Below are 13,862 nucleotides of genomic sequence, written 5' to 3'. Positions count from 1 at the left end.
CGCCATGACGATTCCTCACTTCGGCGGCGCCGAAGTACTGGAGTACGCGCAGGTCGCGACCCCGACTCCCGGACCTGGGGAGATAACCCTCGACGTCAGCCACGCCGGGGTCAACTATGCCGAGATCCTCTTTCGCCAGGGTGCGGTGGACGTCCCGCTGCCCTTCGTCCCCGGCATCGAGGCCACTGGACGCATCCGCGAGCTCGGTGAGGGTGTCTCAGGACTGCGGGTCGGAGAGCGGGTGGCGGCCCTGACCATTGTGCACGGCGGCGGCTACGGATCGGTTGCGGTGCTCGACGCACGGCTGGCCGTCCCGCTGCCAGAGGACGCCGATCCGGAACTGGCGGCGGCGATCCCGGCCAACAGCACCACCGCGTGGCTGGTGTTCGAGCAGGTCGCCCAACTGCGCAAGGGTGAACGCGTCCTGGTGCACGCCGCAGCGGGCGGTGTCGGCAGCCAACTCGGACAGGTCGCCAGGTGTCGGGCGCGGGCCAGGTGATCGGCACGGTCGGCTCTGCCGCGAAGCTGGCCACCGCCGCGCGGTTCGGCTTCGACCAGGTGATCGTCCGCGACGAACTGCCCGGCCTTGTGGACGAATTGACCGACAAGCAGGGTTTCGACATCATCGTCGACCCAGTGGGCGGGCAGACCCGCCGCGCCGGCCTTGCGGCATTGGCCCTAGGCGGCCGGCTGATAGCGATGGGCAACGCGTCCGGCGCCGAGGGAACACTGATCGATACCAACGAACTGTGGTTCAGCGGCGTCGGCGTCCTCGGCTTCAACCTCGCCGCATTCAGCACCACACACCCCGACTTGGTCACCCCCGTACTACGCCGCGCGGTCGATGCCGTCCTCGACCGGCAACTACACGTCTGCATCACCCAGGTGTTGCCCCTCAGCCGTGGGCGGACGCACACCGACACCTCGAGTCCGGCGCCAGTGTCGGCAAAATGGTCCTCACCATCCCAGACGAGCCACCACTGCCGAAGTTCGTCAGTTGACCTGACAACCGGATCATCTGGTTGTGGCCGGCGCGGTCTGGAAACATTCCTCGATCGCCTACCACGCTCCGGCGACCCGGATCAGCTCCCATAGCGACGTGTCGGACGCCCTGAACGGTCAGGAAGGGGGGCGCAGCATGCCGTAGATGGTCGGCCCGGAAGGGATCGGGATAGGTCGGGTAACGGTGAAGCCGTAGCGCTGGTAATAGGCCACGTTGCCTTCCGAGGCCTCCAGATAGGCAGGTGCTCCAGTGTCGTCGCAATGGGCAAGGCGAGTTCGGATCAGCTGGGCGCCGAACCCGAGGCCCCGCGCGGACGGATCCGTGCCCAACTCGGCCAGGTACCAGTGCAGCTGATGCGGGCGCGCCTCGCCAATCGCGGCGACCACTGAGAGCAGCCTGCGGATACCGAGCCCCAGCCGCAGCGCCTCGGGCAGCTGCCGCGACTGGATCAGTGCCGGCGGGTTCGGGTGTTACGGCGTGCTCCACAGCGTGCCTGCGACGATCTGACCGTCCCGGTGACACACCTCGGTGACGCCGTGGACGATGAACCAAGTGCTCAGCTGACGGACATAGATCCCCGGCAGATTTCGCCTGCGCCTTTCGTCATCCGGCATGATCCAGCTGGTCACCGGGTCGAACTGGAATGCCCTGGCCAGTACGGCGGCAAGCTCGGAGACGTCCGTACCGCTTGCCGGTCTCGGTGTGTCGAGTGTGCTCACCTAGCCAGTATCAATCGACCCGCGTCACAACGGATGAAGTTTGTGATCTGACGGGCCCTAGAACTCCGGACTTGGTGGGATGGATCATGCATTGTCGGGGTGCCCCATTGATGTGTTGCGCACCATTCGTTTCCCTATCCACGCCATACCACACAGCTGCTGGGTGTGCTCATTGCTGCTGGTTCATCGCGGTCAGCTCCTGCGCTCGCCTCCGGCACGTGTCGCCCCACCGACTGCGCGCACTCTGTGCAGCAGCGCGGGTACCGCTGACCAGTAGCCAGCCCGCGAGTACCGCCACGAGATCGGGCAACAGGTCGATCAGCGCGGCGTGGTGCCCGATCACCGTGGTCTCGGCGAGTTCCCACCCCAGGCCGACCGTGAACGTGGCGAGTGCGGCGAGCCCCGCGCGCGACACGCCAACCGCGACAACCGCGAGGAGGAACAACACCGCGGCCCATTTCAGATGCGGAATCTTGCTCAGCGCATGTGACGCGATCTCAGTGGTGATGGTCCAGTCGAACCGAGGTGATCGACGTCCCTGCGGTGCACGTCCTGCCGCCCAGATGCTACCCACCGCGAAGACGACGAACGGGGCCGCCCGTGCGGCATTCACCACCATGCGCATCCATGATGGTGCCGCATTCCTTGCTGGCGACGACATATCCACGCCATATCCCCCGCTTCTCACTGCCCTCAGGCGACGCGACTTTCTCGGACGCGGCGACCGAAGGTACTCCCACCGATCAGCGGACCCGGTGCGTGGGCGTGTTGTCCGCCACCGACCCGATAAATCTCTCAACAACGCGCTGTGCGCCGTTCGTCCGTCTACAGACCGCAGGAAACTCTCGGTCAAGACTTGTTACTGATTTGTCGGCCAGTTATCCCGCTATCAACACGGTCAGTGGTTCCGTACTTTGCAGGCAACGGCGGCCACGAATTGAGCACGAGTGCTCCGGTGGTTGCCGTCCGCACGCCAGCCGATTCGTGACGCAACCGCAAGGAGCCGGGTCACCCCGATGAACCGCAAGCACAGAACCACTGTGGTGGCGTCCGCGCTCGCCGCCCTGACCGGTGCCGCGATTCTGACCGCCGGTCCCGCATCGGCGAGCTCGATCATCGAGCCGGCTCACTCAACGCCGCAGCGCCTCGCCGATGCACATCGAGCCGGCGAACCGCGCAGGGACAGCACGGGAGAAGACGGCAAGACGGGCAAGGACGGCATGGCCGCCCGGGGCGCCGACGAGATCTCCGTCGGCAGGAACAACGACTCGACCGGCTCGCCCGCCCATCACCCGACCACACCCGCATCGGCCCGGCACGCACACGCTCCGGCCACCCCGAGCTCCGCCCCTGCGCCGGCGCTGCCCAGTCGCGACGAACCCACGGACGCGGTGCACTCAGCTGTGTCGGACCTGGGCGCGCAGCCCGAGCTGACCACCGGGCTACCCACTCAGTGACAGCCAGGTCGAGCGCTAGTGCGGTGGCACTAGGCAGGACCGCCCTGGCGACTCAAAGCTCGCCGCTCCCCAGCGGTTCGGTGGTCTCGGACCCGGACCCGATTGACGATGTCCGAGACCACCGGGTGACATCCGGTCACAGAGACATCCCTGGGCTTCTCAACGCAAGCTGGGCGGGTCTTTGCTGGCCCCGTTAGGGCTGGGCGGCGGGCATCTGCCTGGCGCTTAGCGGCGCCCCGGCATCGGCCGTAGTGGCTCCGCGCCCAGGGTTCTGGCTCGTCCGCGCGGGTGGATCGCCGCTTTTGCGATTCACCCGGGCGGATGGGCCAGGTTCATGGGTGTGGAGGGGCGGCCGGTGCTAGGCCGGGGCCAGCAGACACAGTCCCGCCAACCGCGGGTCGATCAGCAGCTCTTGGCCGCGCGGCCTTGAGCGCGTGGCCCAGCGGTATGGCTGCCGTCTGGGCCGTGCGGAGTGCGGCGTCGGTTGTGGTCCGTTGGTCCAGTTTAAGATCGGCGTGGGGCGATGCGGACTACGGTCGCGCAGGCTAGCCCAGCGATCAGCACGCTGAACGCGGCGCCGAGTGCCAGTCCGAGCAGCGGCTGATGTGGCTGTTCTAAGGTCCGGATCGCTGTGCCGACGGGCGGTAGCCAGGGTTGGGTCACTGTCATGAGTACGGCCAGGCCAGTGGCGACTGCGCTCCAGCCGATCCGGGCGACGATCGGTGGACCAAATAGCAAGCCCAGTGCGGTGCCGGCGCCTGCTGCTGCCAGGTGCGCCAATGCCCCGATGAGCAGCATTCGCGGCGTGTAGGGGTAGGGCGTTCCGCCGAGTGGGAGTAGCGGACGGAGCACCGCCGCGGCGAGCAGGATGAGGTCAGCGCCCAGGCAGGTGATCAGGACGCCGATCTGGACTCGGAGCCAGCCTCCGGCAGCGGTGACGGTGACGTGGCGTGCGCTGGGGTCTTCGGCGTTGGCGACGACGATCGTCAGCCAGGCACTGATCGGGTACAGCAATCCGACACTGGCGCCCCATAGCTGTGGCGGTGGTCCTGGGTCACCGCCCATCAGCACCATCACCACCGTGAGGTAGGCCAGCACCGGTAGCAGGAATCGTTGCGACCGCAGCAGATCGGCAGCCAAATAGCGTGACACCGCGAGCGCCGCACGCGAGGTGACGAGCGGTGTCATCTCATTACCTCGGCCCCAGTGGTCGGCCGCCCATAGCGCGCACTGTGTTCAGGATTTCCTCGCGTCGATGCCGAGGCACCTCGATGGTGATTGTCGTCAACTCCGCACGCGGGTCTCCTCGTGGCCCTGGTTGTTGGGTGATCTGCTCGGGTGTCAGGCGGCCTTCGGCCATCCGTAGTCGGTGTCCCGGCAACGACTCCGACAGGCCGGTGTGGTCGGTGACCAGTACTGCGGCACCGGCGCGTGCCCTGTCGATCAGCTGTTGGGCGAGCACCGGTGCGACAGCCGGGTCGAGCCCGGACCACGGTTCGTCCAGGACAATCAACCCGCTGCCGCCGCACAGCGCCTGTACCAACCCGACCTTCTGCGCGTTGCCCTTGGACAAGGTGGACATCGGGGCGGACGAGTCGCCGGTAAATCGCAGCTGATCAAGCAGCAGCATCTGGGCTCGTGGCTTCTCGACTCGGGCGTCGGGCTCTCGGGCGTGCAACGCGCCCATCGAGCGCAGGTAGCTTGACGCCGAGAGTCGCAACTGTGCCGGGAAACGGTCGGGTAGGTAGCCGACCGAGCGCGGTCTGCCCAGCACACGGCCTTGCGAAGGAGCGGTGATGCCGGCCGCGATGCGCAGCAGTGTCGACTTGCCGCAGCCGTTCGCCCCGAGTATCGCGGTCACCTCCCCGCTGGACAGACGCAGGTTGATCTCACTCAACACGGTGTGGCCGCGATAGCGCTTCGCCACTCGACGTAGATGTACCGAGTTGTCTGCCGCCATCACCGTTCACCCTCGGACCCCGCCCGGGCCGACCCTGTGGGGCGCCGGATAGTGAGCCACCAGCTGGTGGCCGCGGTCGTCGGAATGGAACCCAGGAACCCGATTACTTGCCGGCGCCGGTCCCGAGGGTTGGCCTCAGCGTGCAAGACCGACGCAACCACCGCCAGCCACTGGGCACGCTCCTCATGCGGCAGGACCGCGCCGGCTGAGGCCAACCAGCCCGGAACACCGTCCCGGGCACTGTCAGCCAGACCTCTCAGCACTCGAATCGCCAGGGCCACGGCCAGCCCCGCCAGCACAACGACGGGTGATCTCGGCAGCATCAGCTGTGTCACGGAGAGCACGACGACCAACGCGCACAGCATCGCGGCGCTGCGCAGCTCAGGTCGGATTCCATGCTCGGCGTTCACACCGCACCGCCTCCGGCTTCGCCGTCCGGGCGCGTACGCAGTAAACGGGCCAGACCGGCACGAGCGGGCGCAGTCTGGGCCAACGTGTGCACTGCCCTGGCCCGTCCCTGCACCGTCAACCGGTAGTAACGCCGCGGTGGGCGCTTCTGCGCGTGCGCCACCTCCGGGTCTTCCCAACGGTCGGTAACCCAACCAGCCGCGGTCAACCGAGCCAGGATCGGATAGATCGTTCCTGCCGCGAGCCCACTGGCTTTGCTCAGCTCGAACCCCCACAGCTCCTCAGCGTCGTCCAACCGATCCAAGAACGCGGCCAGCACCGCCTGCGTCTGCACCGTCACACGAGGACTCGACATACCCCTAACTCTATATAGGTAGCCCGCAATCGCGCCAGTTCTATCCCCTCGGCTTCATGCTGGCGAGTGGGTAGTCCACGGTGACACTCGCTTGGGCGGCCTCTTCCGAGAGACCGGTGACGCTGAAACGGTCCGACGCCTAGCTGACTGCGACGCTGCTCATCTGTGTGGTGGTTGGCCGCGCAGCCGGCTCGGGTTCAAGGGGCGCCTTGGAGGCCAGGCGGTGTCTTCGTCGTAGGGCGTTCCGTTCCTGAGGCAGCCGTGCAGGATGCCGACCAGGCGGTTGGCGAGCTGGCGCAGCGCAGGCTGGTACCCAAGGCCGCGTGCGCGCTGCCGGTCGTAGTAGTCGCGGGCGCCGGGGCTGCCGGTCAATGCCCCTTGGGCTTGCCGGTGCAACGCGTCGACCAGGCGGTCGTTGTGCACGAACCGGGCCTGCACGGTCTTTTTCATGCCGGACTGGCGGGTGATCGGGCTGGTGCCCGCGTAGTTCTTTCGGGCTTTCGCGTCCGCGTACCGGGCAGGGTCGTCGCCGAATTCGGCCAGCACCCGAGCGCTCAGCACCGCTGCTAGACCGGGCTGGGCGCGGTAGATCGACGCGGCGGGGTGGCGTTCGAAGTAGCTGGCGACCTCTTTATGCATTGCGGCGATCTGAGTGTTCAACCCGGCGATCAGCGCGGTCAACGAGCAGGTCACCACTGCGAACGCGGCGCTGAGTTCCCTCGGTTGGCTTAGTTGTTCAGACCGCAACGCCGTCCGGACCCGTTCAGTCTTGAGCTCAACGTGGTTGCGGCGTGCCCGCCGCAGCGCACCGCTGATCTGTGTGCGGTTCAACCGCGCGGCCATGACCGGGTCTGGCGCCGCCCTAGCCAGTAGCTCTAACGCGTCCGCGCCAGCAAGATCTTCGAACGCCTCCAGCGCGACCGGGAAGTACTCCCGCAACCCCACGCGCAGCCGCTGCACCTGACGAGTCCGATCCCAGATCAGGTTCTGGTGCGCACGGACCAGAACTTTGATTGCCTCAGCCAGGTCACTGTCGCCAGCAACCTCGCGCAGTTGGTGCGCGTCGGTGCGAACCATATCGGCCAAGGCATGCGCGTCGCCGGTGTCGCTCTTCGCTCCGGAAATGGCGTATCGCTCGCGGAACCGTGCTGCCTGGCGCGGGTTGATCGCGAACACCCGGTAACCGGCGCAGACCAATCCGTGCACCCACGGACCACGATCGGTTTCGATCCCGATCGCCACCTGGTCAGGCTCGAGCCCGCCGGCATGCTCAGCGATCAACGCGTGCAATCGGGCCAACCCCGCAACGCCCTCAGGGAGTCGCATCGCAGCCACTCGGCGACCGCTCTGGTCCTGGATCTCCACATCATGGTGGTCCTGGGCCCAGTCATCACCCACGAATACACTGAACAATCACCTCACACGCTCTACCGGACAGGTCACAGCAGCTGCGGGAGGTGCGCCCCAGCCTAATGGTCCAGTGCTCACGACCCACAACATCGGGCATGTCATCCCATCAGCGGTCTCAGCCCTCCCGACTACCGGCCGGGGCACGGTCTCTGCTTAGGACTCCCCTTCGGGGTCCTGACTCCGCGAGTGCTCACCAACCAGCAGCCACCGAACGTGATCATGCACTAGATCAGCCCGGTTACCCCCATTAGGCTCCAGTGGGTGGATCCACGGTGAAGACGATCCGGCGAGGTCCGGCAACGACGCGCCCGCACATCGTCGGCCGGCCGAACCGCCGAGGGTGGACGAGGCGATGGCTACTGAATCATGCAAGGAGCTGCCAGATGAACCGCAAGTGTAAGGCTGCTGTCGTTGCTGCGGCGGTGACTGTCATCATGGGCGGCGCTGTGATTGGCGCAGGCCCGGCTGAGGCCACTGCGGCAAGTACCGGCAAGCAAAACAGCCCCGAGCGATCAGCAGGTCCCCCTTGTAATGCCATGGAGCCCAATTCACCGCCGTGCTTGGGAAATCACGGTGAGTGTGATGATCCGCTTCATCGATATGACGAGTCAGATTCTTGCGTAGGTATCTTGCATAAAGATCAACGATAGTGTCGCTCCGCGCATCCACTGCCGGTTAGAATAAGCCTGAGCAAGACCTTTCGCGCCGGCATGTATGCCCGCCGCTCGCCGGGTATGCGCCACGACCCCCTGGCGCACCGCCGACGGGGTGATCACATTCGAGGTCCGATATGCCGCCACCAGGACCTGCAGCAACCTCTCTTGATCGTCGGCGCGAACATGGGTCGAGCTCGCCCTCACCGCAGCGAACCTGACTGCCTGGTTCGCAGCAGCGCCGTCCAGGCGTCCAGCTCATCGAATGTCTGCCGCAACGAGTCCATCGCACTCGTCGCCTGCTCGATCCCGTTCTCGGGATCCACACCGGCGGCGATGCTCTCCTCCAACTGGAAGTCCAGCCACCACACCCAGGAACCCACCCACGAGCCGAATGCCTCGGGAACCGCCGCGACCAGCGCCGGGCCGCCGGCCGCCCGGTACCCGTCCAGGACCGAACACATCCGCGCATCGTCAAACCCTGCAGCCGGCGTACCCCCGCACCGACCAGTCCAGCATGATCTGCACCAATTCCTGACCTGCGCTCACCGGGCGAGCCGCGTCCCAGTCGACCGCGGCCAACGAACCGTCAGTGCGCAGCAGCGTGTTCTTCGGGTCGAGATCAGCATGACTGTTCAGAACATCACTCGAACGCTCGGCGACGGCAGTCCGCACCATCAACTCTTCCCATGAGCCCGCATCAGCACGTACCCGCGCCGCCAACAGCGGGGCGCGCTCGGAGATCCGGTCGGCCAGTCCGTGCCAGTGGCTCGACGCAAGTGGCTCCACGATCCCGTCACTGTGACCTGGTGATCCGACGCACGGTGGATACCGGCCAACAACTCCCCCGCTGACCCGGCGAGCACGCCATCCACCTCATCCGAGAGTGGGCTGCGGCCCTCCATCCACCGATGCACTCGCACCAGGCGGCCCTCGACCCGAGCCAGACAGCGGCCGGTCCGGGGGACCGGCAACGGCTCCGGCATGACCACGCCCGCGGACCTGGCTCGATGCTCAATGGCGAAAGCAGCCTCCACCGAGGGCACGAACCACTCGCGATCGGCGTGTGACACCATCTCGTTCACCACGAACGAGCCGTGTCCGGTCCGCACCCGCCGCACCCGATTCGATACCGCGCCTCGGGCCATCAGCTCCGGTTCACCGAGCAACGGGCCAAGCCCGAACCGCTCAGCGGTCACCGCCATCCCGCTCGAAGTCAGGCCGTCCGAAATCACACGGGCCAGGATCGCGGTACTTCGCTTGAGCACGCAAGCCGGATTCGCTCGGACAGTCACCGACACAGCGTTCTCGGTGGACCGGCGGTTATGGAACCGGTAATCTCACTCTTTTTGGCACTGCACTGCGGGCCGCCTCGGCGACAGAGTGCACACATGAGCATCGCCTTCCTGGTGACCACACTGATCGTGGTCGCCATACCTGGGACCGGCGTCATCTACACCCTGTCCGCCGGTATCTCCCAGGGCAGCAAGGCCAGCGTGATCGCCGCGACCGGCTGCACGCTCGGCATCGTTCCGCACATGCTGGCGACCGTCACCGGCATCGCCGTGCTGCTACACACCAGCGCACTCGCCTTCCAGATCGTGAAATACCTTGGCGTCGCCTACCTCTTGTACATGGCATGGGCGATGCTGCGAGACGAAGACGCCGTCGCACTAGACCACCTGACTCCCCACTCCGCGGTCCGGGTGATAATATCAGGAATACTGATCAACATCCTGAACCCGAAACTCACCCTGTTCTTCTTCGCATTTCTACCCCAGTTCGTGAGTCCCGACGACCCGAATTTAGTCGGTCGAATGCTGGGGTTGAGCGCAGTCTTCATGCTCCTCACCTTTGCCATGTTCATCGTATACGGCCTCTGTGCCGCCTCGGTACGAAATCAGGTAATCTCCCGACCCGGGGCGTTGTCCTGGATGAGACGGATATTCGCGGCTTCGTTCATCGCGCTCGGCGCCAGACTCTTGTTCACCAGTTGACGGGAATCGACCGTCGGAGATGGTTGCGAGCAGCTCACGGCCACCGCCGGCGGATCGAACAACCCATCACCGGTCGACAACAGGGTGCTCGTCAACGAGGACGCAGCCGAGTTGGCCCTACTTTGCGTGCCTGTCCAACCTGGCGCTCGCCGATACCACGACACTGCGCACCACCCTCCAGCGGATCAGCGGCACCTTCGCCCGATGACTGCGGCGGAGTCAGCAGTGCCGACGGCGCCGACCACGGCCTGTATACGAGTGAATCGGCCCGCTACAGCGCCGAGCTCATCGGGTTCGCCCGCGACCGCCTCTCCCACCCGCAATAAAGTTGCCGGAATGCATCTCGTCGGATAGCGACCACTACTCTGCTTCTAGCGAACCATACTTCTACTACCTGGACCAACCCTTCGAGAGTCAGTCGATTCTCATCCTGGAGATACCGCGAAATACTTAATACAGTGGCAGGCGATGGCGCACTCCGTTATCTTAACGGTTCATTAATATTTCCTTATCCTAATAACGGTTCCATCGCCGGTAGATTCCCGCCGGTCCGAAATCTCATTCGCAGACGATGAATGGACTGAACCTTGATCCGCAGGGTCCCGAACATCGTGGTGTCGGCCGTAACAGCGCCACTGGCGCTGGTTGGATGGGGTGTCGGCCGATGATCAGCACCGACGGTGGAGCCTATCTGCGGGACGGATCCGAGCTGGGTGAGGCGCTCGACCAGCTGCGAATCTTCGGCGACGACCGACGCGAACTGATCGCGACTCTGCCCCGCTCGCCACGGCCGTGCGAGCTGGTGGAGGAGACCGCACAGGCCGTCCTACACACACTGGGACGGCGAGCAATGACCCCCCGGCTACGCCCGTCACCGTCTGACTCCGGAGCAGCGGGTCGCTACTTCTACGCGCACGTGTGCCTGGCCCTGCTGCCCCACGTACTGGCCTACCACCGGGAGCGCGCCATCCCGAGCGACGTGTCGTGGGCCACCCTCGAGTCGTTGGCCATCAACCTCGCCCGACACCGGCGAATCCACGGCCACGGTGGACTGGAGGGACCCGAGTGGGTCGTCACAGTATTCCGAGGGCTCGCATTCCGGATCGGACGGTTCACATTCGAGCGTGACTTCCTCGGACCCGAGCTGGCGACCGCACTAGCGGGCCACAGCGCCGCCGACGCGCTCAGCGTGCACGTTCCGGTGACAGGCCCGCTGCCACCGGAGGAATGCAGCTTGGCGTTGAGCAACGCACGACGATTCCTCACCCGCCACTTCCCGGAGGATTCCTCCAGGATCGCACACTGCCGGTCCTGGTTATTGGATCCACAACTGGCTGAGTACCTCCCCGCAGATTCCGACATCATACGGTTCGCCGCGCGGTTTCATCTCGTGCCGGATGCGGCGAACGGCGACCGCGCGATCCTGGATTGGGTACTCGAGACCTCGGACCCGCGATTACCGGAGCCGGCGACATTCCTGCAACGCGCGGTTGTGGGACACCTACGAGAGGGTAGACACTGGCGCATCCGGCTCGGGTGGATACCTCTGCCTACCTCGATCCGATGAGGTGCTCGATGACCTCCACCACAACCATGATGCGGCTCTTGCCAGCTGGCACGAACGGATACCTGCGAAGCATATCGATCGGGACCGGCGTGGCTCGCTCGCGAGCCTGCTCGATCATGTTGTCGCCGACGTCGGGATCGTCGCCTGAATTGATCTCCGCTATGCGCGATGCATTCGCAGCGGCGCGAAGGACGTGGCCCACCTGGTGAGCTTTGGCGATCGGGTGCAGGTATGCGGCAGACGCGGCGTCCCCTGCGGCTTGTGCAGCGAGACGTGACGCTTCGGCGGGCGCCTCTTTCGCTGCCCGGTGCGCATCCAACGAAGTGACGCGCTGGAGCGTGGTCCCGCGGGCGCCGTTGACGAACTCCCACGCGGCGTCGAGAGCGGCGCGCGGTCGTCGCTCGCTCGGGGCGACGTTCTCGAACACAGAGAGAACTTCCTGAGCGGTCTCAGTGACGTGACGTGCTACGACTCGCAACTCGTCGCTGGTCAGCTCGAAGTCACCGGTCACGGTCGCCATGAAGTCGATCGTCTCACCTGCCAGGAGTCGCCAGATATGTCCACAAGCGGCCCCCCAGTAGCCAGGCCCTTCGCTCACCCGGATGCCGTCGGTCCTTAAGACACACTACTTCGCATGGACCAGCACGATCGTGTGAGGCGCCGTGCGTTCGCTCGTGCGGCGCTGGGCGTCCTGGTGTTCGCCGTCGCCTCCGGGGTCGCGCACACGGCCGGGGTCGCGGGCAGCGAACACTTCGGGTTGACCGGAATCACGGCGAAGGCGATCCCGGCGGTGACGCTGTTCATGATCGCCGTTCCGCTGGTGTTGTCACTGCGTGGGAAATGGGATCGCCGCCCGGTGGGCGAGATGGGGCTTCGCAGGCCGGCAACCGCCGGGTACGGGTTCATCGTGGTTGGCACGTCCGCTGGGCTGGTGCTCGGCGTCGGCGCCGCGGCAGGCACTCTGCGTGTGGACTCGGTGGACAGATGGTCCCTCGCTAGCTTTTTGCTGGTCAACACCGTCTTGGCGCTGCTGTTGGAAGCCGTGCCGGAGGAGCTCACGCTGCGCGGCTACACCTTCTCCGCGCTTGCCGATCGTTGGCGGCCGAGGCTGGCGGGAGCGGGCACCACGGCGCTGTTCGTGATCGCCCCGTCGATCGGTATCGCGGTGGGCGCGGGGCTCGATCTGCTGATCTGGGGGCACGCGGAGCCGGTGACGTTCGCACCAGGTGGGCAGGACCCGGCGGCTTACGCGGTCCTGCTCGCGGTATTCGGGGCCATGCTGGTGACTGCTCGGATCGCCTGTGGCTCGGTCTGGGTCTGCGTCGCCGCGCACCTGACGTTCCTCACCGTCAACCGGATCTTCATCGCCCCGGCCGGTTTCGACACCGGCGTCGACGTCCACCTTGCGCCCGGAGGAAGCGAGGTGATGGTTGTCGGATATCTGCTGGGTGCCACCGTTGCATTCGCGGTCATCGGTGCTAGATCGGGCCGCGGCCGGCGCACACCTAATCGCGATGGGAACCGGCGCCGCCAGCGAACGACTCGCGGACGCCACCGCAACAGCATTCGAACTATGGTGCACCGCCATCGCACACACCCTCACTGCGACCCCTGATCCAGACCTCACCATGAACGGGTCTCCGCTTTAGATCAGCCTAGTCGCGGCGCTAACCGGGGAAATACTTTAGTCCGCCCGTGACGGAGACAGGGCGAGACACCCGAAGCTCGCAACCGATACCGCGGGCGGCGCTGGTGAAGGGGATCATCCCATGGTCGGTTCTCGCGATCGTCGTGGTGCTCAGTGCCATGCTGTGGTGGGTGCAAGGCGGTCGAGCCTGGCTGAAGCCACCGCACGATGGCGCGGGCACAATCGTGCCCGCACTGCGCATCAGAGAACTACCGGTAGTGCACGACCGTCTGCTGGCATCCACCGCTGCCGGTGGACTGACCTCGATCGGTTCCATCGCACTCACCGATCCCGCACTGGCCCCGTTACCTTCTTCGTGGCTCCTGATCAAGGAGCTCCGGTCGCCAGGCCCGGTATGACTTACACCCCCAGTCGCACGCATGATCCGGGGGGTGGTGTCACCGGGTCTGGTGGCATCGGTGGACCGCTAATAGGGACACGGCCACCCTCTGGGTAGGTCTCTTCGTAACGTGGCTGCCGGCTGTCGATGCTGACTGGTGACCGGCACATTCGGTAGGAGAGACGGTACGCACGTGGACAACGGTTACGAGGTGTTCCTCGGCCTGGACGTCGGCAAGGGTGCCCACCACGCTGTCGGTCTAGACCTGGCTGGGAAGCGGCTGTATGACAAGCCGCTGCCCAACAG

General features: G+C 65.7%; 18 protein-coding genes. 6 read left to right on the top strand and 12 right to left on the bottom strand.

Annotation, left to right across the window (positions count from 1 at the left end; genetic code table 11):
• Positions 1 to 4: 4 nt before the first annotated feature.
• Complete coding sequence (locus tag G406_RS58995) at positions 5 to 499, top strand: quinone oxidoreductase family protein (protein ID WP_245607184.1); 495 nt, start codon at positions 5 to 7, stop codon at positions 497 to 499.
• A complete protein-coding gene (locus G406_RS58990; protein ID WP_245607183.1) occupies positions 478 to 1,095 on the top strand; it encodes a zinc-binding dehydrogenase in 618 nt (205 codons plus the stop codon). The genes G406_RS58995 and G406_RS58990 overlap by 22 nt, the downstream gene beginning before the upstream one ends.
• Positions 1,096 to 1,119: 24 nt before the next feature.
• On the opposite strand, the gene G406_RS56010 is transcribed toward G406_RS58990, so the two are convergent.
• The 3 genes from G406_RS56010 to G406_RS48735 form a co-directional block, all read right to left on the bottom strand.
• Positions 1,120 to 1,389, bottom strand: coding sequence for a GNAT family N-acetyltransferase (locus G406_RS56010; protein WP_051342482.1), 270 nt, complete (start codon positions 1,387 to 1,389; stop codon positions 1,120 to 1,122).
• An 84-nt stretch (positions 1,390 to 1,473) separates the two neighbouring features.
• The gene (locus G406_RS56005; RefSeq protein ID WP_051342481.1) at positions 1,474 to 1,722 is read right to left on the bottom strand and encodes a hypothetical protein; all 249 of its coding nucleotides are present in this window, start codon (positions 1,720 to 1,722) and stop codon (positions 1,474 to 1,476) included.
• 169 nt (positions 1,723 to 1,891) lie between these two features.
• Entirely contained in the window at positions 1,892 to 2,341 is a 450-nt protein-coding gene (locus G406_RS48735) for a hypothetical protein (RefSeq protein WP_064742991.1), read from the bottom strand.
• Positions 2,342 to 2,738: 397 nt separating this feature from the next.
• Here G406_RS48735 and G406_RS0121645 point away from each other — a divergent pair, with 397 nt between their 5' ends.
• Positions 2,739 to 3,179 carry a hypothetical protein gene (locus tag G406_RS0121645; RefSeq protein WP_028935418.1) on the top strand — a complete coding sequence of 147 codons (441 nt, stop codon included), beginning with the start codon at positions 2,739 to 2,741 and terminating at the stop codon, positions 3,177 to 3,179.
• A 504-nt stretch (positions 3,180 to 3,683) separates the two neighbouring features.
• Here the strand turns inward: G406_RS0121645 and G406_RS48730 are convergent.
• From G406_RS48730 to G406_RS59820, 8 genes are all read right to left on the bottom strand, one after another.
• Positions 3,684 to 4,367, bottom strand: coding sequence for a hypothetical protein (locus G406_RS48730; RefSeq protein ID WP_051342480.1), 684 nt, complete (start codon positions 4,365 to 4,367; stop codon positions 3,684 to 3,686).
• A 4-nt stretch (positions 4,368 to 4,371) separates the two neighbouring features.
• Positions 4,372 to 5,139: an ATP-binding cassette domain-containing protein gene (locus G406_RS48725; protein ID WP_064742990.1), complete on the bottom strand. Its 768-nt coding sequence runs from the start codon at positions 5,137 to 5,139 to the stop codon at positions 4,372 to 4,374.
• Complete coding sequence (locus G406_RS0121630; protein WP_156935058.1) at positions 5,139 to 5,549, bottom strand: hypothetical protein; 411 nt, start codon at positions 5,547 to 5,549, stop codon at positions 5,139 to 5,141. Before G406_RS0121630 ends, G406_RS48725 begins: the two co-directional genes overlap by 1 nt.
• Positions 5,546 to 5,902, bottom strand: coding sequence for a PadR family transcriptional regulator (locus tag G406_RS0121625; protein ID WP_051342478.1), 357 nt, complete (start codon positions 5,900 to 5,902; stop codon positions 5,546 to 5,548). The genes G406_RS0121630 and G406_RS0121625 overlap by 4 nt, the downstream gene beginning before the upstream one ends.
• 159 nt (positions 5,903 to 6,061) lie before the next feature.
• The gene (locus G406_RS0121620; RefSeq protein ID WP_028935415.1) at positions 6,062 to 7,315 is read right to left on the bottom strand and encodes an IS110 family RNA-guided transposase; all 1,254 of its coding nucleotides are present in this window, start codon (positions 7,313 to 7,315) and stop codon (positions 6,062 to 6,064) included.
• Positions 7,316 to 8,168: 853 nt separating this feature from the next.
• On the bottom strand, positions 8,169 to 8,429 hold the full coding sequence (locus G406_RS0121615) for a hypothetical protein (RefSeq protein ID WP_028935414.1): 261 nt from the start codon (positions 8,427 to 8,429) through the stop codon (positions 8,169 to 8,171).
• Positions 8,430 to 8,439: 10 nt separating this feature from the next.
• The gene (locus G406_RS57855; RefSeq protein ID WP_169736760.1) at positions 8,440 to 8,754 is read right to left on the bottom strand and encodes a hypothetical protein; all 315 of its coding nucleotides are present in this window, start codon (positions 8,752 to 8,754) and stop codon (positions 8,440 to 8,442) included.
• Positions 8,643 to 9,113: a phosphotransferase gene (locus G406_RS59820; RefSeq protein ID WP_425414611.1), complete on the bottom strand. Its 471-nt coding sequence runs from the start codon at positions 9,111 to 9,113 to the stop codon at positions 8,643 to 8,645. The genes G406_RS57855 and G406_RS59820 overlap by 112 nt, the downstream gene beginning before the upstream one ends.
• Positions 9,114 to 9,356: 243 nt before the next feature.
• On the opposite strand from G406_RS59820, the gene G406_RS0121600 reads away from it, so the two are divergent.
• Positions 9,357 to 9,962, top strand: coding sequence for a LysE family translocator (locus G406_RS0121600; protein ID WP_028935411.1), 606 nt, complete (start codon positions 9,357 to 9,359; stop codon positions 9,960 to 9,962).
• Between the two features lie 664 nt (positions 9,963 to 10,626).
• On the top strand, positions 10,627 to 11,529 hold the full coding sequence (locus G406_RS0121595) for an acyltransferase domain-containing protein (RefSeq protein ID WP_028935410.1): 903 nt from the start codon (positions 10,627 to 10,629) through the stop codon (positions 11,527 to 11,529).
• Here G406_RS0121595 and G406_RS0121590 read toward each other — a convergent pair.
• Positions 11,513 to 12,049 carry a putative immunity protein gene (locus tag G406_RS0121590; RefSeq protein ID WP_028935409.1) on the bottom strand — a complete coding sequence of 179 codons (537 nt, stop codon included), beginning with the start codon at positions 12,047 to 12,049 and terminating at the stop codon, positions 11,513 to 11,515. The genes G406_RS0121595 and G406_RS0121590 overlap by 17 nt on opposite strands.
• A 114-nt stretch (positions 12,050 to 12,163) precedes the next feature.
• On the opposite strand from G406_RS0121590, the gene G406_RS48720 reads away from it, so the two are divergent.
• Positions 12,164 to 13,144 carry a CPBP family intramembrane glutamic endopeptidase gene (locus tag G406_RS48720; protein ID WP_051342477.1) on the top strand — a complete coding sequence of 327 codons (981 nt, stop codon included), beginning with the start codon at positions 12,164 to 12,166 and terminating at the stop codon, positions 13,142 to 13,144.
• The last annotated feature ends 718 nt before the right edge of the window (positions 13,145 to 13,862 follow it).

Source organism: Actinospineispora spinosispora DSM 44797 (assembly GCF_000429025.1).
GTDB lineage: Bacteria > Actinomycetota > Actinomycetes > Mycobacteriales > Pseudonocardiaceae > Pseudonocardia > Pseudonocardia spinosispora.
Note: the sequence above shows the minus strand (reverse complement) of the source record. Positions and strands in the feature narration are given on the sequence as shown.